We start from the raw sequence: 22,137 nt of genomic DNA on the forward strand, positions 1-22,137 counted from the left end.
CTCTCCCCGACGGTTGCCGTGCTCACGACATGATCTCCTCTTGTACGTCGTCGTTCTCCGGTTCCGCGACGGGCGCACCGCCCGGCTTCCCGGTGAGGGAAAGGAATACGTCGTCGAGGCTCGGCCGGTGCACGTTCGCGTCGACCACGCAGACACCCGCGTCGTCGAGCCTGCGCAGCGCCTCCACCATCGTGCGCGAGCCGTCGCCGACCACTATGGAGACCGTGTCGGTGCCCGCCTCGTGGCCGGGCTCGCCGATGCCGACCTGAGCCAGCACGGCCAGCGCGGGCTCGGCGGCCTGTCCGGCGGCCAGCGTGACGGTGAGCCGGTCACCGCCGATCGAGGTCTTCAACTCGTCGGCCGAGCCGCGCGCGATGACCCGCCCGTGGTCGATGACGGTGATCCGGTCGGCCAGCAGGTCGGCCTCTTCCAGATACTGCGTGGTGAGCAGCACCGTGGTTCCGTCGTCGACCAGGTCGCCGATCACCCGCCACATGTCCATCCTGCCGCGCGGGTCCAGCCCGGTGGTCGGCTCGTCCAGTACCACCACGGCGGGCCGGGCGACAAGCGCTCCCGCGAGATCCAGCCGCCGGGCCATGCCGCCGGAGTAGGTCCCCGCTCTACGGTGCGCGGCGTGGTCGAGCCCGAGCGCCCCGAGCAGTTCGGTGGCCCGCGCGGTGGCCTGTCGCGGCGACATCCCGTACAGCCGCGCGACCATGCGCAGGTTCTCGTAACCGGACAGGTTGGCGTCGACGGCGGCGTACTGGCCGGACAAGCCGATCCGTTTGCGCGCCGCCGCGGGATCGCGCAGTACGTCCACGCCCGCGACCCGCACCGATCCGGCGGACGGCTTGAGCAGCGTGGTGACGATCCGCACGGTCGTCGTCTTGCCCGCGCCGTTGGGGCCGAGCAGGCCCATCACCGTGCCGGTGGGAATCCGTAGGTCGATCTCGTCCAAGACGCGGACCCGGCCGTAGTTCTTCATCAGGCCGGTCACTTCCACCGCGAAGCTCACCTGTGCGTCTCCTTCGTCTCCAGCCACCTCCGCAGCACCGGCCCGATCACCGCCAGTGCCTCCGGAGTCGTCATCGCGGAGTGCGCGCAGCGCAGCTCGTGATCGTGCACCGCGCCGGTGACGTACGGCTCCCAGGCGTCGGCGCGCCGGTCGGGATCGGCCCGGTTGATCGGGTCGTCACCCGCGCTGAAGAACAGCAGGTCGCCGTCGAACGGGCGCGGCCGGAAGCTGTGCGCGAGCACGGTGCCGTTGTCGTAGCCCGCGTAGAGCCGCTCCAGATGCTCGATGGTCAGCGCCGCGAACGGCCCGGACCGGGAGCGCAGCAGTTCGGCCGCCTCGCGCAGACTCATGCCGGGATCGATCTGCGCGCCCAGTTCGTCGCTGCCGAACTCTCCGACTATCTCGGCGACACTCGGCGTCGCCTGGTCGAGCAGCTCGTCGGACAGGCGGTAGCTGTCCATCATCGACAGCAGCGCGACCTCCTCGCCCGCCTCTTGCAGCTGCACCGCCATCTCCTGTGCGATCAGACCGCCGAGCGACCAGCCGAGCAGGTGGTAGGGCCCTTCGGGCTGGATCTCCCTGATGGCGGCCACGTAGTGGCTCGCGGCCTCGTCGATCGACTCGTATCCGGCCTGCCCGGCGGCGTGCGGCGCTTGCAACCCGTACACCGGACGGTCCGCCGGGAGGTGCGCGAGCAATCCCGAGTAGCACCAAGCCAGGCCGATCGCCGGATGCACGCAGAACAGCGGCGCCCGGCTCGCCGCGGTGCGCGGCCGGATCGGCAACACCGGCGCCAGCATGGCCGCCACCGCGGCGCCCGAGGTCGCGCCCGCGTCGTCCAGCCGCGCCGCGATGGCCGCGGGCGTCGCGTCGCCGAACATCAACTGCACCGGCAGGTCGATGCCCGCCTCCCGCACCCGCGCGACGACTTTCGTGGCCAGAAGCGAGTTACCACCGAGTTCGAAGAAGCCGTCGTCCACGCCCACCGACTCCACACCCAGTACCTCGGCGAAGGCCGCGCACAGCGCCTGCTCCGTCGGGGTGGCGGGGGCCCGATAGCCCTCCCCCGCGGTGAACACCGGTTCCGGCAGCCTCGCCCGGTCCAGCTTGCCGACCGGGCTCAGCGGAATCTCGTCGAGCAGCATGATCGATTGCGGGACCATGTAATTCGGCACCAGCCCGGCCACATGCCCGGAGAGCTCCGCCGCGGTGAGCGGCACTCCGTCGCGCGCCTTCACATACGACACCAGCGCGGTCGCGCCGGCTGGGGTGCGATGCCCGATGGTGATCGAGAACGCGACCCCGCCGTGGCGGGCGAGCGCGGCGTCGATCTCGCCGAGTTCGATGCGGAAACCGCGGATCTTGACCTGATGGTCGGTGCGGCCGACGTACTCGATCTCCGGTGCGGCGTCCGCCGACCCCTGGTCGCGCGACCCGGCCCGCCACCGCACCAGATCGCCGGTGCGGTACATCCGCTCCCCCGGCTTGCCGAAGGGGTTGGCGACGAACCGCTGCGCGGTCAGACCAGGACGGTTCAGGTAGCCGCGGGCCAACGCGTCACCGGACAGGTGCAGCTCGCCGGTCACCCCGAGCGGAGCCGGATGCAGCCGCGCGTCGAGGATCGCCGCGTTGACGCCGCGGATGGGTCCGCCGATGGTGATCGGCTCACCTGGTGTCATCGGCTGTGAGATCACCGTGACGATGGTGGTCTCGGTCGGTCCGTAGACGTTGTACAGACTCCGGCCCGGCGCCCACCTGGTCACCAGGTCCGGCGGCAACGCCTCACCGCCGACCAGCACGTGCTGCAACTCGGGCAGACCGCGGGGGTCGACCGTGCCGAGCGCGGAGGTGGTGATGAACGCGTGGGTGATCCGCTCCGTGGCGAAGACCTCCCGCAGGTCGTCGCCGCCGACCACGCCGCTGGGCGTGATCACCAGGCTCGCCGCGCCGCCGAGGGCCAGCAGCAGATCGAGCATCGCGGCGTCGAAGCTCGGCGTCGCGAAGTGCAGCACCCGGCACCCCGGCTGGACGTCGAACCGGTGGGCGGTCTCGGCGGCGAAGTTCGACAATCCACCGTGGGTGACCATCACGCCCTTCGGCGTGCCGGTGGAGCCCGACGTGTAGATGACGTACGCGGGGTTGTCGATCCGCAGCGGAGCCAGGCGCTCCGCGTCCGCGATCGGCACGTCCGGCGCGTCGAGCACCTGGCTGCGGAACGCCGGATCGTCGAGCACGATCCACTCCGTCCCCTCGGGCAATTCGGCTCGGTAGCCCGCGAGCGTGATGCCCAGTGCCGCACCGGAATCCGACAGCATGTGCGCGATGCGCTGCTGCGGGTACAGCGGGTCGACCGGCACGAACGCCGCTCCCGCCTTGGCCACCGCCAGCACCGTGGCCACCGACTCGATCGACCGCGGGATACCCAGTGCCACCAGTGTTTCCGGGCCGACGCCGCGGGCGATGAGCACGCGCGCCAGCCGGTTGGTCCAGCGATCCAGGGCGTCGTAGGTCACCTCGGTGCCGTCGGAGACCAGGGCGATGCCGGCCCGCTCGACGCTCGCGGCCCGCTCGAATACCTCGGGGAAGGTGATCGGCCGATCCGGTTTGGCCCCGCGCACCGGGGCCAGCCCCGACCACTCGGCGGGATCGAGCACCTCCAGATCGCCCACCGAGGTGGTCGGATTCGCGGCGATCGCGGCCAGCAGGCGAGTCAGGCGCTTGCCGAGCCGCTGCGCGGTCGGCTCGTCGAACAGGTCCCTCGCGTAGTTCACCGCCACCGTGATGCCGGCCGGATCACGCTGCGGGGTCTGCGTTTCGGTCAAGGTGAATTGGAGATCGAACTTCGCGACCCCGGTGTCGATGTCGGCCGCCTCGATGTGCAGACCGGGCAGGTCCAAGCCGCCGACCGGCTGGTTGCGGACCGAGAGCATCACCTGGAACATCGGATGATGCGCCTGGGACCTGGCCGGGTTGAGCACCTCCACCAGACGTTCGAACGGCAGGTCCGCGTGGGCGAAGGCGTCGAGGTCGGATTCGCGCACCGCGTGCAGCAGATCGGTGAACCGGGCGCCGGGGTCGATCCGGGTGCGCAGCACGAGCGTGTTGACGAACATGCCGACCAAACGGTCCAGCGCGGGATGGCCGCGACCCGCGATCGGGGTGCCGACGGTGATGTCGTCGGTAGCGGTCATCCGGTGCAGTAGCACCGCGAGCGCGGCGTGCAGGACCATGAAGAGGCTGACGTTGTTGCTGCCCGCGATCATCTGCAGCTCGCGGTGGGTCACCGGGTCCACCGCGCACTCCACGGTGCCGCCCCGGTAGGACGGAGCGGGCGGACGCGGCCGGTCGGCGGGCACGGTCAGCAACTCGGGGATGCCGTCGAGGGTCCGTCGCCAGTACGCCAACTGCCTGCTCACCGCCGAGTCCGGGTCGTCCTCGCTGCCGAGCACGTCCTGCTGCCACAGGGTGTAGTCGGCGTACTGAACCTCGGGATCCATCCAGTCCGGCGCGCCACCGCCGCAGGCCGCGCGGTAGGCGACGGCGACGTCGGCGGCCATCGGCTCGAGCGACCAGCCGTCCATCGCGATGTGATGCACCACGACGACGAGAACGTGCTCCGCCGGATCGCCGGTCGGCACCGAGATCAACGCCGCGCGGATCGGCACGGTGGCAGCCAGATCGAAGCCCGATGCGGCGAAACGCCGCACGGCGGTCTCGACCTCTTCCGGGCGCACCGTCATCCGTGACAGCGAGATCGCCGCCTCGGCCGGGTCGAGGACGACCTGCGCGGGCGCGCCGTCGGTCTCCGGGAACACTGTGCGCAGGGTTTCGTGTCTGGCTTGCACCGCGTGCAGTGCGGAAACCAATGCGTCGACATCGAGGCCGCCGGTCATACGCAGCACGAGCGGGACGTTGTAGGCGCCCGCCGACTGTCCGGCGCCCGACCCGGCGTTGAACCGGTTCAGGAACCACAGCCGCCGCTGCGCGGCCGACAGCGGGATGCGCTGCGGGCGCTCCCGGCGCACCAGCGCGGGGCGGTCCGCGTCGGACGCGGCGCCCGCATCCAGCAGCTCGGCGAGCCCGGCGACCGTCGGCGTGGCGAACACGGCGCGGACGGCGAGCCGCACATTCGTGGCCGCGGCCAGCCGCGCGACGAGCTGGGTCGCCAGCAGTGAGTTGCCGCCGATGTCGAAGAAGCTGTCGTCGGCGCGCACGCCTTCGGCCCCGAGCAGCTCCTCCATCACCCCGGCCACCAGGCGCTCCGCTCCGGTCCGCGGCGCACGGCCGGTCGAGTCCCCGAGGAACTGCGGTTCGGGCAGTGCGCTGATGTCGAGCTTGCCGACCGGAGTCAGCGGGATGGTGTCCAGCACGGTGAGGCCCGAGGGCACCATGTGCGTGGGCAGCCTGCGCGCGACGAAGGCGCGCACCGCCTCGGTGTCCACACCGGCTACCGGGTCGGCCGGCTGCACGAAGGCGACGATCCGGTCGGCGCCCGCGATGCGGCGCACCTCGGTGTGCGCGAACCGCACCGACGGGTGTTCGCCGAGCGCGGCGGTGATCTCGCCGAGTTCGACCCGGAAACCGCGCAGCTTCACCTGATGGTCGCTGCGTCCGAGGTAGACCAGCTCGCCGGCTGCGTTCCAGCGCACCACGTCTCCGGTCCGGTACATCCGCGCGCCCGCCGGGCCGAACGGATCGGCCACGAAACGGGTTGCGGTGAGCCCGAATCGGTCGAAGTACCCGCGCGCGACGCCGTGCCCCGCGAGGTACAACTCGCCGGGAACGCCGACCGGCACCGGGCGCAGCCGCTCGTCGAGCACCGCTGCCCTGGCTCCGCGCACCAGGCTGCCGATCGTGATCGGACCGCCGACGCGCATCGGACGGGAGATCGTGATCACCACGGTGGTCTCGGTGGGGCCGTACACGTCGCACAGCACACGTCCGGGCGCCCAGCGCGCCACCAGGTCCGGCGCCACCGCCTCGCCGCCGACCATGAGCGCACGCAAGTGCGGCAGCGGCCAGCGTTCGTGATCGATCGTGGCCAGCGCGGCCGGGGTCATGAAGCCGTGGGAGACCCGCTCACGTTCCAGCAGCGCGGCCAACTCGTCGCCGCCGTAGATGTCGGCCGGGCAGATCACCATCGCCGCGCCCGCGCTCAGCGCGATCAGCAGATCCAGGATCGCCGCGTCGAAACTCGGCGTCGCGAAGTGCAGGGTGCGGGAATGCTGCTCGACGCCGATGCGATCGCGGATCTCGTCGGCCAAGTTGGACAGACCGGTGTGCGTCACCGCGACGCCCTTGGGCGTTCCGGTCGATCCCGAGGTGTAGACCAGGTAGGCCAGATCCGCCACGTGGACGGCGTGCCGGCGCTCGTGGTCGTGGATCGGCGCGTCGTCGTGGCCTTCGAGTTCGGCGGCGAATCCGGGACGGTCCAGCAGCAACCACTCGATGTCCTGCCCGGCCGGGGCGCCGGCCCGCAGTTGCTGCACGTACTCGGTGACCGTGACGCCGATCGCGCAACCGGAGTCGGCGAGCATGTGCCGGACGCGCTCGGCCGGGTACTTCGGATCGACCGGGACGAACGTCGCGCCGGACTTGGCGGCCGCCAGCAGCGCCACCACCGAATCGATCGAGCGGATGAGCCCGAGCGCCACTCGGGTTCCCGGACCGAGTCCGCGTGCGATGAGCGCGCGGGCCAAGCGGTTCGAGCGCCGGTCGAGTTCGGCATAGGTCAATGACGTCGTCCCCGCGCACAGCGCCGTGTTGTGTGGGAACCGCCGCGCGGTGGTGGTGAAGTACGCGGCCAGCGTGCACGGCTCGCCCGCCTGCCCGCCCCGCGCCGGGGCGAGTGTGCGGCGCTCGTGGTCGGTACGCGCGTCCACGTCGCGGATCAGCACGCGCGGATCGGCGGTGACGGCGGTGAGCACGCGCAGGAATCGGTGCGCCAGCGTCTCGATCGTCGCCTCGTCGAAAAGCTCGGCGGCGTAGACGAATTCGTAGACGCTGTCGGTCTCGGCGGGGCCGGATGCCGGCGTGCCGATGTCGTTCGCGACCCGCAGCTCCAAGTCGAACTTCGCCAGCGCGATGTCCAGCGGCTCCGCGCGCAACGCGAGGCCGGGCAGTTCCAGGGCGGGCGCCGGAGCGTCCTGCACGCTCAACGCCACCTGGAACAGCGGATGACGGCCGGAGGAGCGCACCTCGGCACCGAGTTCCTCCACGATGCGCTCGAACGGGATGTCGGCGTGCGCCAGCGCGGCCAGCTCGGTGTCGCGGTCGGCGCGCAACAGGTCGGTGAAGCTGTGGTCGGGGTCGACGTCGGAGCGCAGCACCAACGTGTTCACGAACATGCCGACCAGATCGTCGAGCTTGGTATCGGTACGTCCCGCCACCGGGGTGCCGATCACGATGTCGCGGCCGCCGGTGACGCAGCGCAACAGCACCGCGAACGCCGAACGCAGCACCATGAACTTGCTGACGCCGCGATCGCGGGCCAGTGCGGCGAGCCCGCGGCGCACCTGCTCCGGCACCGTGAAGCGCACCGTCCCGGCCTGCTGCGTCGGCTCCTCGGGGCGCGGCCGGTCGTAGGGCAGCGGCACCCGGTCGGGGATGCCGGCCAGCGCGCCGCGCCAGTACTCCAGTTGGATCGCCGCGGCGCTGTCCGGGTCGGCTTCCGAGCCGAGGCAGGCACGCTGCCAGAGCCCGAAGTCGGCGTATTGCACCGGAAGCGGCGTCCACGAGGGCGCCTCGCCCCGCTGCCGTGCCGCGTAGGCCGCGGCCAGGTCCTTGGTCAGCGGGCCGAGCGACCAGCCGTCGGCGGCGATGTGGTGCAGCACCACCCCGAGCAGGTAACGCCCCGGCGCGGTGCGCAGCAGCGCCACCCGCAGCGGCGGTTGCCTGGTGAGATCGAAACCGCTGTGCGCCAACGCCTCCAGCGCGGCCTCGGCGCCGGAGTCGTCGACGTCGGTGACCACCACCTCCGGCACCGCGCGCTCCACCGGCAGCACCACCTGCTGCGCGCCTTCGGCGTCCTCCGGGAAGACGGTGCGCAGCACTTCGTGCCGCCGCACCACGTCGGTGATCGCTGCACGCAACGCGGCCACGTTCAGATCGCCCGCTACGCGGATCACGAAAGCGATGTTGTATGCACTCGATTCGGGTGCGAATCGATTGATGAACCACAAACGCTGCTGCGGCAGCGACAATGGAATGCGCCCCGGGCGCGGCGTCTGCACCGCCAGCGCCGGCCGCTGCGCCCGGGGCGCTCGATCCAGTTGCTCGGCGACTCCGGCGACCGTGGGCGCCTCGAAGATCGACCGCACCGGCAGCTCCACACCGAACTCCGCGTGCAGCGCGGCGGCGAGCCGGGTGGCCAGCAGCGAGTTGCCGCCGAGATCGAAGAAGCTGTCCTCGGCTCCGGTCACCGGGCGTCCGAGCACCCCGCCGAACACGCCGGCCACCCCGAGTTCCAGCGCGGTGCGCGGCGGACGGGAAGTCCCCGCGGCCTCGAACACGGGCTCCGGCAACGCCCTTCGATCCAGCTTGCCCGCGGGTGTCACCGGAATCTCGTCGAGCACCGCCACCGACGCGGGCACCATGTAGCCGGGCAGCCGCTGCCGCGCGGTCTCCAGCACCGCCCGCGCCTCGATCGGCCGGTCGGCCGTCACATACGACGCCAGCCGCACCTGCCCCTGTTCGTCGGTGTGCACCACGGTGAGCGCGAACCGGATACCGGGATGCAGGCGCAGCACGTTGTCGATCTCGCGCAGTTCGATCCGGAAGCCGCGGATCTTGATCTGATCATCCGCGCGCCCGAGGAACCGCAGCTGTCCGGACCGCTCCATGACGACCAGGTCGCCGGTGCGGTACATCCGCTCTCCGCGCCTGCCGTGCGGGTTGGGCACGAACCGTAGCGCGGTCAGACCGAAACGGCCGTGGTAACCACGGGCGACGCCGGGACCCGACACGTACAGCTCGCCCGGCGTGCCCGGCGGCACCGGGTGCAGACGACCGTCCAGCACGAACAGACGCATCCCACGAACCGGCGAACCGAGCGGCACCGGGCGGCCGGGCCGCACCGGCCCGCTCGCGGTCACCGCGACAGTGGCTTCCGAGGGACCGTACATGTTGTGCAGGCGATGCCCCGCGGTCCAGGTCTCGACGAGTTCCTCCGAGCAGGCGTCGCCGCCGACGATGATCGTCTCCAGGTGGTCGAGCCCCTCGCTCGGCACGGTGGCCAGCGCGGCCGGCGTGACGAACGCGTGGGTGACCCGCTCCTCGCGCAGCAACGCGGCCAGCTCGGCGCCGCCGTACATGCCCGGCGGGGCGATCACCATCGTGGCGCCCGCGGCGAAGCCGAGCAGCAGCTCCAGCACCGACGCGTCGAAGCTGGGTGAGGCGAAGTGCAGGGTGCGCGCCGCGTCCGAGATGCCGAACAGATAGTTCTGCTCGCCGGCGAGGGAGGCGATGCCGGCGTGGGTCACGACGACCGCCTTCGGCGTGCCGGTGGACCCGGAGGTGTAGACCAGGTAGGCCGGGTGGCTCACCCGCATCGGGTGGTGCCGCTCGTCGTCGCTGATCGGATCCACGGCGTGGTCCGCCAGTTCGGCGGTCAGTTCGCCCGAGCCCACGACCAGCCAGTCGACCTGGGTCTTGCGGTGTTTGCCCCGCGTGGTGGGCACGGCGGGTATCGCGGCGAGGCATTCGGGGTCGGTCAGGCCGAGCATCGCGCCGGAGTCACCGATCATGTGCGCGATCCGCTCACCGGGGTAGTTCGGATCGATCGGCACATAGGCCGCACCAGTTTTGGCGACCGACCACACCGCGATGATCGCGTCGAGCCCGCGGGGCAGCGCGATCGCGACGACCGTCTCGGGGCCGGCGCCGCGCTCGATGAGGACCCGCGCCAGCGCGTTCGATCGCTCGTCGAGTTCACGGTAGGTGGTGTCGACGCCGAGGTAGCGCACCGCCACCGCGTCCGGCAGCCTGCGGGCGGTGCCGGTCAGCAAGGTGGCCAGGGTGATCGACGGCTCGGCGGGGGCGCCCCCGATGGGCACCAGCTGCTCGTTCTCCCTGCGGTCGAGGATCGGCAGATCGCCTACCGGCAACTCGGGAGCGGCCACGCCGCCGGCCAGCACCGCGATGAACCGCCGGGCGAACGACTGCACCGTGGACTGATCGAAAACATCTGTCGTGTAACCGAATTCGGCCGACAGCGGTCCGTCGCCCGAGTCGTCGTGGACGACCAACTGCACATCGAACTTGGCGACGTCGGAGGCGATCGGCAGCACCGTGGCGCGGACCCCGGGCAACTCGATCCGCAGATCCGGCGCGTGGTCGTAGGACAGCATCACCTGGAACAACGGGTGCCGCGACGGGGAACGCTCCGGGTTGACCACCTCGACCAGCCGCTCGAACGGCACGTCGGCGTTGGCGAAGGCGTTGAGGTCGGTCTCGCGCACCACGTCGAGCATCCGGTCGAACCCGGCCGCCGGGTCCACCGCGGTACGCAGGACCAGCGTGTTGACGAACATGCCGACCAGGTCGTCGAGCGCCGGATCGGAACGGCCCGCGATCGGGGTGCCGATCGCGATGTCACCGCTCGCGCACAGCCGCGACAGCAGGGTCGCCAACGCCGCGTGCAGCACCATGAACATGCTCACACCGCGGCCGGCCGCGAGTTCGATCGCCGCTCGGCGGATCTCGGCCGGAATGGTGAACTCGACCCGGCCGCCGACGGTCGACCTGTGCAGCGGGCGCGGGCGGTCCAGCGGCAGATCGAGTTGATCCGGGAGCCCGGCCAGTTCCGTGCGCCAGTGGACGAGCTGGCGGCTGAGCGCGCTGGCCGGATCGGACTCGTCGCCGAGCAGCTCGCGCTGCCAGAGGGCGAAGTCGGCGTACTGCACCGGCAGTTGCGTCCACTGCGGCTGCACGCCGTTCGCCCGCGCGGCCACCGCCGTCATCAGGTCCTTGGCCAGCGGTGCGATCGACCAGCCGTCACCGCAGATGTGATGGAGCACGACGAGGAACACGTGCCGCTGCGGTCCGGTGCGGTAGAGCGCCACCCGGATCGGGGCCTGGCTGCGCAGATCGAAGCCGTATCCGGCGTATTCGGCCGCCAGCTCCGCCACGTCGGCGGCGGTGACATCGATCGGGTCCAGCGTCAGCGGGATCGCCTCGGCCGAGTGGATCAGCTGGTAGGGGCCCTCCGGCGACTCCGGGAAGGTGGTGCGCAGGCTCTCGTGCCGTTCGATGACGTCCACCAGACCCGCCCGCAACGCGGCCACGTCCAGTGGACCCTCCACCTCCACCGCCAGCGGCATGTTGTACGCGGCGGCGTGTTCGGAGAACCGGTTGAGGATCCACAGCCGCTGCTGCGCCTGCGACAGCGGGATCCGCTCCGGGCGTTGGGCCGGGGTCAGCCGCGGCGAGGAGACATCGGTGGTCTGCATGGCGAACCGACGGGTGAGCGCCGCGATCGTCGCGGACTCGAACAGATCCCGGATGGTCAGCGCGGTGCCGAGGGCGGCGTTGATCCTGGACACCGCCCGTGCCGCGATGAGCGAGTTGCCGCCGAGATCGAAGAAGTTGTCGTCGATGCCGACCTCGGTGTCGAGAACCTCGGCGAAGATGCTCGCGAGCACCCGCTCGACCTCGGTGCGCGGTTCGGCGATCGGCCGCAGCGATCGCGTGGCCGGCGTGGGTGCGGGCAGCGCCTTGCGATCGATCTTGCCGTTGGCGCTCAGCGGCAGCTCGTCGAGCTCCATCAACGCCGACGGCACCATGTACCCGGGCAGCGTGCGGCGCAGCGCGGTCAACAGAGCCGCCGTGTCCAGCCGGGCATCCTCGTCGTCCTGCTTCGCCGCGACCACGTAGGCGACCAGCTCGTCGCCGGTGCGTCCGGCGTGTGCCACGCATACCGCGCGAGCCACCGTCGAGTCCTCCAGCAGGGCGGCCTCGATCTCACCGAGCTCGATGCGCAGACCACGGATCTTCACCTGGAAGTCGCTGCGGCCCAGATACTCCAGCACGCCCGGTTCGGCGCCGGAGCGGCCGATCTGCCAGCGTGCCAGATCGCCGGTGCGGTACATCCGGGCACCGGGAGTGAAGGGGTCGGCGACGAACCGGTCCGCGGTCAGCCGCGGCTGTCTCAGGTAGCCGCGGGCCAGCTGGACTCCGGCGAGGTACAGTTCGCCGACCACACCGGGCGGGACGGGCCGCAACCGGTCGTCCAGCACGTAGGTCTCGGTGTTCCATACCGGCGAGCCGATCGGCACGGCGGCCGCGTCGGGGGGGCACGCCCAGTAGGTGACGTCCACGGCGGCCTCGGTCGGGCCGTACAGGTTGTGCAGTTCGGAGGCGGGCAGCGCCGCGTAGAACTCCCGCACGGCGGCGGCGGGCAGCGCCTCGCCGCTGCAGAACACCCGGTGCAGCCGGGCGCAGCCGCGCAGATCGGCCTCGGTGACGAACACCGATAGCATAGACGGCACGAAATGTGCTGTGGTGATCCCTCTTTCGGCGATGACCTGCGCGAGGTATGCCGGGTCGCGGTGCCCGTCGGGAGCGGCGATCACCAAGCGCGCGCCGACCTGTAAGGGCCAGAAGAACTCCCACACCGAGACGTCGAAGGTGGCCGGGGTCTTCTGCAGCACCGCGTCGTCGCGGCCCAGCGGATACTCGTGCTGCATCCAGGCCAGCCGGTTGACGATGGCGGCATGAGTCACGCCGACACCCTTGGGCTTTCCGGTCGATCCCGAGGTGAAGATGACGTAGGCGAGGTGGTCGGGGAGCAGTGCTGCCGTGCGGTCGGCGTCGGTGAGCGGTGCGTCGTCGAAACCGGACAGCCGGACGGTGTCGATGTCCAGCCGGGTCACCGTCGCGGGCAGTTCCACATCGTCGCGGGTCGAGGTGAGCACGCACAACGGCTCGGCCTGCCCCACGATCTGCCCGATCCGTTCGGCCGGGTGCTCGGTGTCCAGCGGCAGGTACGCCGCTCCCGACTGCACGATCGCGTACATGCCGACCACCAGGTCGAGGCTGCGGCGCAGGCACAGCCCGACCGTCGTGTCCGGTCCGGCGCCGCGCGCGATCAGCAGCCGGGCCAGGCGGTTGGCGCGGGCGTCGAGCTCGGCGTAGGTCAGCGCTTCGTCGCCGAACTCGAGCGCGATCGCGTCCGGGTCGGACGCCGCGCGTTCGGCGAAGCGGCTCGCGAGGGTGCCTTCCTGCCGGGGCGCCCCGGTGGCGTTCCACCGGTGCAGAACCTGTTCCCGCTCGGCGTGGGTGATCGCGCCGAGCGACTCGGCGGGCGTCGCGGCATCCGCGGCGAGGAAGCGGCCGAGAAAGTCCAGATAGCGTGCGTGGTGCACGCTCACTTCGGTCTCGCCGTAGAGGCGGGGATTGGCTTCGAAGTCGACGTGCAGGCGGCCACCCGCACCGTTGTAGACGTTGACCGAGAGGTCTTCCACGGGGCCCGTGGCCAGCACGTGCATGGAGCCGACCAGACTGCCGAAACGCAGCTCGTCGTGGAACAGCATCAGGTTCACCATCGGGCCGAAGAATCCGCGCGCGTCGCGGGAGTAGCCGCTGTCGCGCCGGATGTCGTCGTGCCGGTAGCGCTGATGCCGGAGGGCGCCGGTGATCTGCAGCTCGGCCGCCTTCACCAGGTCGCCGATCGTGGTCGTCTCGTCGAAACGCAGCCGGATCGGCACGACGTTGGAGATCACGCCCGCCGAGCGGCGCAGCGACACCGTGGTGCGCGCCGAGACCGGCAGGCTCAGCACCACGTCGGCGTTGCCGGTCACCGATCGCACGTAGGCGGCCAGCGCCGCGGCGAACAGCACCGAGTCGGTGGTGTTCCACGCGCTGGACGCCGCGCCGATCGCGGCATGGTGTTCGTCGTCGAGCACGGCGGTGGCCAGCCTGCGGCCCGCGTCGTGGGTGGCGGCGCCGAGCCGGGCGCCGCCGAGGCTCACCGGCTCCCCCACGCCCGACAACTGCCCCAGCCAGTACTCACGGTCGCTCTGGAAGCGGTGGGAGTCGTGGTAGCGCGCCTCGTCGGCGTAGATCTCGGCCAGCGGTGTCGCCCGCGACGCGACCGGCTCGGTCCGGTTCTCCAGCGCGGTGTAGATCTCCGCGGTGCGGGTGAGCGCGTTCATCGCGCCGTAGCCGTCGATGACGATGTGGTGGGCGAACGAATACCAGATGTAGTCGGAGTCACCGATCCGCAGGACCGCGTTGGAGGTCAGCGGGTCGCGTTCCAGATCGATCGGCGAACTCGTGTGCTCGTGCATCCAACGCAACGCCGCGGTGTACGGGTCGGCCTCGCCACGCAGATCGATGCGGGTCCAGCCGGGCCGGTGCACCGGATCCACGATCTGATACGGAGTGCCATCTATTTCCACCATGCGTACTTGACCCACCTGGGTCTCCGCCCCGAACCGCTCGATCGCGTACAGCAGCCGCCCCTCGTCCAGGGGACCGTGGATCCTGACGTACTGGGAGATCGTCAGCGGTACGTCGGGGCGAATCCGCTGCGCATACCAGAGAGCTGTCTGTGCGGGTGACAGAGCAAACGGTTGGGCTGAGAATTCGCCGGATGAACATTGGTCGACGCGATCCGTGGCCAATGAACTCATCAATCACTCCGTTCTGCCGCTGTTGACGCAACTCCCCGAGCACCGCCCCAGCAAGCGCACGCGCGCCAGCCGCAGGACGTTATCCACGCCCTATGATTCGGAGCGTCACATCAGCCGGATTGCCGACGTTTTGGATTTGTTTCACATCCAACGTCCTTGGCAGAAGGCCACTTTGGTTGGTTACATTTCCGCAAACATTGCGACTCAACTAGGTAGAACCGAAGCAAAACGGCTCCTGACCAGACTGTTCGATGGTACTCCGCAGATCGTTCACATTGTCCGGCGAACAGCGCGCAACTTGATTACACACCTTCGCTTTCGGGGCGGCAGGGGAAAGAACAGACCGGATGTTCGGTAAAAGCGGGAAGAGCAGGATCTAGCGGTGGCCGACGGCTCGACGGCCGGTTCTCGATTCCGCACGCGCTGAACGCCGCCGCAAAACCGCGGCCATTGCGGCGGCCGCCGTCAGGATAACGAAGATCCGCTCGGGTGCAGGCCCGATTCGTGTTGCGAGAGTGGTGTCGTTGCGCAATGGAAGCTCCGCGACCAGAGCGGCGGGAACGAACAACGCGGACTCCTGCCGCACACTGCCGTCCGCGGCGATGATGGCGCTCACACCAGACGTGGCCGCGACGACCAGCGCTCTACCGTGCTCGACAGCGCGGACCCGGGACATGGCCATCTGCTGATAGGTCATCTCGCTGTCACCGAAGGTCGCATTGTTCGTCGGCACGGTGAGAAGTTGGGCACCCGCGCGCATCGCGTCCTCGAACGAGCGGTCGAAGGCCACCTCATAGCATGTCGCTACGCCGATGTCGATACCGGCCGCATGCACAACTCCGTCACCATTTCCCGGTACGAAATATCCGGCCCGATCGGCGTATTCGGAGAAGAGCCGGAAGAAACTCCGCATCGGCAGATATTCGCCGAAGGGCTGGATGATCTTCTTGTCGTGCCGTTCGCCCGGACCGGCCGCGCCGTTCCACACCATTACCGAGTTGGTCGTCGTCCGGTCCGAGTTGATCAGCACGGCGCCGACCAGGATGGGTGCGCCGACCCGTTCGGAGGCGGCGGTGATCAGGGCGGCGGCGTCGGCGTTGCGCAGCGGATCGATATCGGAGGAGTTCTCCGGCCAGATCACCACATCCGGACGCGGCGTGCGGCCCGCCGCCACCTCGTCGGCCAGTTCCTCGGTGCGCCGGACGTGGTTGTCCAGCACGGCCCGCCGCTGCTCGTTGAAGTCCAACCCGAGGCGCGGCACGCTGCCCTGGATCGCCGCGACCGTGACCGTTCGGTCACCCGCGTCCGGATCGGGTAGCGCGGCGCTGAGCAGCAGACCGCTGAGCGGCATGACGAGGACGGTGAAAACACCAGCGGCATATCCCAGTCGGGCCGCCGGGGCGGGTTCGCCCGCACCGGCGGGTCCGGACGCGCCGGATTCGGGGGCGGCGGTTTCGTTCCCGTCACTCGTGGCCCGCGCCGACCACAGCGAGGACACCAACGCCGCGGTACCGGTGCCGGTGAGCGCGACCGCGAACCCGACCAGCGGGGCGCCGCCGACCGCCGCCAACGGCAGGAACCAGCCGTCGGCCTGGCCGAAGGCCAAACGGCCCCAGGGAAAACCGCCGAACGGAAAGTTGGATCTGCCCCATTCGGCCGCGGTCCAGGCCAGTGCCACCCACAGCGGCCAGCCGGGCAGCGCGCCGACGAGCCGGCCGAGCAAGCCGAAGACGCCCAGATACACCGCGCAAGCGGTGGACAGCGCGAGCCACGGCAGCGGCCCGACGTAGATTCCGGTCCAGGGCAGGAGGGGGACGAAAAACGCCAGCCCGGCCAGGAATCCGTAGCCGAAACCCGCCCGCAAGCGGCCGTCGCCGCGTACGGCGAGGGTGAGCACCGCAACGCCCAAGGGCGCGAGGAACCACCACGGCCGGGGCGGGAAGCTGCCGAACAGTAACAGACCCGCGAGGACCGCCGCCACCGAACGGGTGGCCACCGGATAACGGTGTACCACCGCGGACACCTGCCACACCGACCCGAGCATTCCCTCTCGCACCATCACTCGGCCACTGTCCGCCATCGGACCGGTCGCCGCCAGTCAGCCGTCGACCATCGAGACCCCCACCGGGCCGAAGTCGGCAGGCGCCATGCGGCGAATCCGAACCCGGCAAGCGAAGTGATGTTTGTCACATGGAATCTCGAGTCCGCGATAGTCGCTACGCGCACACCAGCACACCGGCCGCGCCACGTCGACCCGGCGGCGGTTGGACCCCACCGAGCCGAGCGAGCGGAGGCGCGGCGCGGAAAACCGCGGACCGCCTCCGCACACGACTCATCAGGTGTCCACTCGCTCATCGCCGGGCGACACCGGTTCGTCGGCCGCTCGCCCGGTATCGGTGCCCCGGTTACGCCGCGCCGGACAGACCGGCGTCTTCCGGCAGCCGTACGCGAACCCGGGCCCTGGAAAACCCGAACGAGCCACGCCAAGCGATGCCGCCGATTCACACACCGCTCCCCGATCAATTCGGCGAGCACCGAACTGGCACGCGGTGCCATTTCGCACCGCAATCGACGGACAAACGGCGGTTGATTCGCTCCGCGATCGGCCGAGAACAAGCCGGGCACATGCCACGCAACCGGTACGCAATCTCTTCCGCACTCGACTCGGCCACCTGCCGCTACCCATCCGCCCGTGCTCGCTTCCCGTCCCGATTGGGCACAGCGGCAATCACCCGGGAGAAATCCGGTTACCGAACGGCGCGGCAGGAGCCGGGCGGAGTGGGGCGCACCATGCGGACCTCGTGGCGGCGCCACGCTGGAGCGGCGACCCGCACCGGCACGCGGCCTCGCGGTGGGCGCCCGGCCTGGTCCACGCCGCTCATGATCCGCCCGATGTATTCGAACGCCGGGCCCGTGACGATCGGGCGCCGTCGCGGGCCCTACCAGCGCCCGCTCATTTCGCATAGATCGTCACTCCCCGGTGCACGGTGCGCAGGCACGTGGGCAGCGGTGCGCCAGAGTCCAGCGCGGGCAATCCCGGGACACGTGAGCGCGGGTCGGTGGACCAGCGCTGTACCGAGTCCGCGGCCGCGGCGACAACGAGTTCGCCGGCATCCCAGATCGCGTAGGACGCGGGCGCACCGGGTACCAGGGTGCCCGCGACCCCGTCGCGAACTCCGCCCGCGCGCCACGCGCCGCGGGTGGCCGCGGCGAAAGCGGCCCGCGGGGACAGGCCGTGGCCCGGTGTGCGGTGCTCGGCGGCGGCACGCACCGCCGCCCACGGATCGAGCGCGGTGACCGGAGCGTCGGAACCGATCGCCAGGGCCATGCCCGCGGAGGCCATGGCGGCGAACGGGTTCAGCGCCGCGGCGCGCTCGGCGCCGAGCCGCGCCGCGTACATGCCGTCGGTTCCGCCCCACGCGGCGTCGAATCCCGGCTGCACACTGGCGATCACGCCCCAGCGGGCCAGGCGGGAGATGTGCTCCTCGTCGACGAGTTCGGCGTGTTCGACGCGATGCCCGAGCGCCGCGACGGCCGGGCCGCCGAGTTCGGCGACCACCCGTTCGATACCGGTGACCACGGCGTCCATCGCGGCGTCGCCGATCACGTGGAATCCGGCCTGGATGCCGGCGACAGTGCAGGCGCGGACGTGATCTGCGATCGCCTCGGCATCGAGATAGCTTCGGCCGCAGCCGGATTCGTCGGCATAGGGCGCACGCAGCCAGGCGGTCCGCGATCCGAAGGAGCCGTCGACGAACAGGTCGCCGCCGAGGGCGTGCACGCCGAGTTCGTCGATCAGGGCGCGAGCCTCCTCGGCGCTGCGCACCGCCTCGCCCCAGTAGGCCCGCACCTGGACGCCGTGTTCGAATTCGAGCAGTTCACGGACATCGGCGCGGCCCGCGATCTCGGGGCCCGCGCATTCGTGGACCGCGACGACGCCGCGCGCGGCGGCGTGGTCCAGCGCCGCCGCGCGCGCTCGATCTCGGTGAGCCCGAGACAGACCGGCGAACGCGGCGGCACGCACCAGGTGGTGGGCGGCGGCACGCACGGGCTCACCTGGGGTGAATCCATCAGTCGCCGCCAACTCGGGCAGCGCGTCCAGCAGTGCCGTGGACGCCACCGCGGAGTGGGCGTCCACGCGCGCGAGATAGACCTGCCTGCTCGGGCCCACCGCCGCGTCGATTTCCTCGACGGTGGGCGGCCGTCCCTCCGGCCAGGCGGTCTCGTCCCAGCCGTCGCCGAGTACCGCGCCGTCGGGATACGCCACGGCGAACTCGCGCAGCAGCCGCAGGCAGTGCTCGAGCGACCGGGCGGCCGACAGGTCGAGGCCGGTCAGCTTCAGGCCCAGCGCGGTGACGTGCACGTGCGGATCGACGAACGCGGGCGCGACGAAGGCGCCGTCGAGGTCGACGATTTCGGCGTCCGGGTGCAGCGCGCGACCGGGTTGCTCGGCGCCCAGCCAGACGACGGTCCCGTCGCTCACCGCCATCGCCGTGGCGTCGGGTGAACTGGCGCTGTAGAAACGGCCGCCGATCAGCAACTGGGTACTCACGAGGCACCAGTCTGCCCCATGCCCGAATCGGCGGTTTCGGTCAGCCGTTCAGTACGGGGTGGCCGACCAGATCCTCCGGCTGCGATAGCCCTCCGCGACGCCGCACGGAACAGGTGCGGCGAGTTCTAGGTGATCGCGCGGCGCGCGTTGCCCTGGCCGTCGTCGTACCACTGCCCCACGACGACACCGTCGACCACGTCGCCACCGTCGACGACCACCCCGCGGTAAGGCGCGGTCGCGACGAGCCTGCGGAAGCGCCGTGCGGCGACGGCCGCGAGCACGGGGCGTGCCAGGAACCGCGTGGGCGGCAGCAGCAGGAGCAGACCGAACAGTGAGGTGACCAGGCCGGGCACGAACATCAGCACACCGCCCGCCGCGACCAGGGCACCGTCGGCCACGGCGGTCCCCGGCGCCACTTCGCCGCGCGCGGCCCGGCGGAACCGCTCCAACACCCGCCGCCCCTGCGAACCGACCAGCAGCATGCCCGCACCCGACCCGGCGATCAGCAGCAGAATGGTCGGCAGCGCGCCGATCAGCTGACCGACCGCGATCAGCGCGGCGACCTCCACGACGACATACAGCACGAACAACAAGGCGGGCATGGCTATCCTTTCGGACGATCTACCCGGTCAACGTCCCACGCCCGGCTTTTTCTCCCGATCCGCCGGATAGGGTGCGCAGCGGCCCCACGGTCAGCCGCCCGGCCGCACCAGTCCGGTCTCGTAGGCCAGCACGACCGCCTGCACTCGATCGCGCAGACCCAGTTTGGTGAGCACCCGGCCCACGTGCGTCTTGACCGTGGCCTCCGACAGGTACAACTGCTCGGCGATCTCCGCGTTGGAGCGGCCGGCCGCGATCTGCTCGAGCACTTCACGTTCGCGGGCGGTGAGCACGTCGAGCACGCCCGGATCGCGGGTGCGCGCCGGGTCTTCCGCGAGGAGCCGATCCAGCAGACGTTTGGTGACCTTCGGCGAGACCACCGCGTCACCGGCGGCGACGCTGCGGATGGCCGAGACGAGATCCTCCGGCGGAGTGTCCTTCAACAGGAATCCGCTCGCTCCCGCCCGCAGCGCGCCGAGCGCGTGTTCGTCGAGATCGAAGGTCGTCATGACGAGCACCCGGCTGCCGTGCCCGGCCTCCACGATGCGGGTGGTGGCGACCACCCCGTCGACCACGGGCATGCGCACATCCATCAGCACCACGTCGGGCCGCAGTTCCGCCGCCGCGGCGACCGCGGCCGCGCCGTTGGCCGCCTCGCCGACCACCTCGATGTCGGGGTGCGCGCCGAGCACCATCGTCAATCCCATCCGCATGAGTTCCTGGTCATCGACGACGAGCACGGTGATCGGCACGTTCCCCAATGTAACGTGACCGCGTCGGCGCGCCGGGTGGCCGCTGCGCCGCCGGCCCGTCCTCCCGGTCGGATCGGTCCGAATCTGCCTGCGGCCCAGCGACTTTCGCACCGCGTATGGCACCGTCCCGGCTCAGTCCACGGGGTCCGACCGCAGCGGGATGCCGGCGTGCACCCGCCAGGCTCCGTCGGCGTCGCGGCCCGCCGCCAAGCGGCCGCCGAGCACGGCGACCCGTTCGCGCATCCCGACCAAACCGAGCCCACTGCCCTGGATGCGCGCGCCCGGTTCGGGCGGCGGGGCCCCACCGGTGTCGGTGACGTCGATCAGCACGTCGGTATCGGTGCGGCGCACCCGCACCCACGCCTTCGGGTGCGGCCCAGCATGCCGCAGCGTATTGGTCAGCGATTCCTGCACGATGCGGTGCACGCCGAGACTGACCTCCGGCGCGATGTCGTCGAGTTCGCCGGTCAATTCCAGTTCGACGGCCAGACCGGTACCGCGCATCATCTCCACGACCTTGGCGATGCCCGCGGTGCCGTGCTGGGGAAGCTGGTCGGGCGCATGCTCCGTGCGCAGCAAGGCCACGGTTCTGCGCAGTTCGCGCAGCGCTTCCCGGCCGGTGCTCGCAATGGTGGTGAGCGCCTGCTCGGCCGCGTCCGGATCGCGGCGCAGCGCGTACTTCGCCCCGTCGGCCTGCACGATGATCACACTCACCGCGTGGGCGACCACATCGTGCAGTTCCCGCGCGATGCGGGTGCGTTCGGCCGCTACGGCGTCGTGCGCGCGACGCTCCTTGTCGTAGTCGGCGACCGCGAGCCGGGCCGCTACCTCGGCGTCGTAGGCGTGCCGCGCGCCGATGAATTCCGCGAGCGTCCAGCACAACGCGTAGAACATGGCCGTGAACACGCCGTCGGACCCGGACGGCTTCCCGATCGCAAGGATCGACAACGCGAGATCCACCACCAGACCGAGTCCGTACCACAGCCCGTCCCGCCTGCCGACGTAAGCGACCAGCGTGTAGAGCATGATGCCGTGCGACAGCTGCGCGATGTGATCGGCGTCGTCCCGGGTCAGGAAGCCCACCAGCGTCTCCGTCAGCGACAGCGCCAGGGTGGTGGCCGCCATGGCCCGGGGATACACCCGGCGCAGGGCCAGCGGCAGCGGCAGCAGCACCCCGATGACCAGGTAGGCGAGCTTGTTGTGCGCGTCGGCGACGCCGATGATCTCGAGCAGCACGAAGATCGCCGCCAGCACCGAGTCCGCCACGACGGGCTTGCCCCGGAGCCACAGACTGAAACGACGCACCAAATCAGGGTAGGCGTACCTCCGCCTTCGCTCCGGCCATGCGCGGACTGAGGACGGACTACGTCCGACCGCACCCATCAGGCGTACCTCCGCCTTCGCTCCGGCCATGCGCAGGGCTAAGGACGGACTACGTCCGACCGCACCCAATAGGCGTACCTCCGCCTTCGCTCCGGCCATGCGCGGGCTGAGGACGGACCACGTCCGACCGCACCCAATAGGCGTACCTCCGCCTTCGCTCCGGCCATGCGCGGACTGAAGACGGACTACGTCCGACCGCACCCA

Annotated in this window: 7 protein-coding genes; all 7 read right to left on the bottom strand. The window is 70.6% G+C overall.

Annotation, left to right across the window (positions count from 1 at the left end; translation table 11 throughout):
* Window positions 1-22: 22 nt before the first annotated feature.
* The gene (locus ACT89H_RS08600; RefSeq protein WP_445107980.1) at window positions 23-1,015 is read right to left on the bottom strand and encodes an ATP-binding cassette domain-containing protein; all 993 of its coding nucleotides are present in this window, start codon (window positions 1,013-1,015) and stop codon (window positions 23-25) included.
* Window positions 1,012-14,646, bottom strand: coding sequence for a non-ribosomal peptide synthetase (locus ACT89H_RS08605; protein ID WP_445107981.1), 13,635 nt, complete (start codon window positions 14,644-14,646; stop codon window positions 1,012-1,014). The genes ACT89H_RS08600 and ACT89H_RS08605 overlap by 4 nt, the downstream gene beginning before the upstream one ends.
* A 376-nt stretch (window positions 14,647-15,022) precedes the next feature.
* Window positions 15,023-16,690, bottom strand: a complete 1,668-nt coding sequence (gene lnt / locus ACT89H_RS08610) for an apolipoprotein N-acyltransferase (protein ID WP_445108262.1) — start codon at window positions 16,688-16,690, stop codon at window positions 15,023-15,025.
* Between the two features lie 909 nt (window positions 16,691-17,599).
* Window positions 17,600-19,198 carry an amidohydrolase gene (locus tag ACT89H_RS08615; protein ID WP_445107982.1) on the bottom strand — a complete coding sequence of 533 codons (1,599 nt, stop codon included), beginning with the start codon at window positions 19,196-19,198 and terminating at the stop codon, window positions 17,600-17,602.
* 125 nt (window positions 19,199-19,323) lie between these two features.
* On the bottom strand, window positions 19,324-19,800 hold the full coding sequence (locus ACT89H_RS08620; protein ID WP_445107983.1) for an FxsA family protein: 477 nt from the start codon (window positions 19,798-19,800) through the stop codon (window positions 19,324-19,326).
* Between the two features lie 90 nt (window positions 19,801-19,890).
* Window positions 19,891-20,550 carry a response regulator gene (locus ACT89H_RS08625; protein WP_445107984.1) on the bottom strand — a complete coding sequence of 220 codons (660 nt, stop codon included), beginning with the start codon at window positions 20,548-20,550 and terminating at the stop codon, window positions 19,891-19,893.
* Between the two features lie 132 nt (window positions 20,551-20,682).
* A complete protein-coding gene (locus tag ACT89H_RS08630; protein ID WP_445107985.1) occupies window positions 20,683-21,855 on the bottom strand; it encodes a sensor histidine kinase in 1,173 nt (390 codons plus the stop codon).
* Window positions 21,856-22,137: the final 282 nt, after the last annotated feature.

It is taken from the genome of Nocardia aegles, from assembly GCF_052545135.1.

What these genes read in the sequence shown, in the direction of transcription:
- ACT89H_RS08605 (WP_445107981.1), bottom strand. Translation starts at nt 14,646, where the DNA reads ATGAGTTCATTGGCCACGGATCGCGTCGACCAATGTTCATCCGGCGAA.
- lnt (WP_445108262.1), bottom strand. Translation starts at nt 16,690, where the DNA reads ATGCTCGGGTCGGTGTGGCAGGTGTCCGCGGTGGTACACCGTTATCCG.
- ACT89H_RS08620 (WP_445107983.1), bottom strand. Translation starts at nt 19,800, where the DNA reads ATGCCCGCCTTGTTGTTCGTGCTGTATGTCGTCGTGGAGGTCGCCGCG.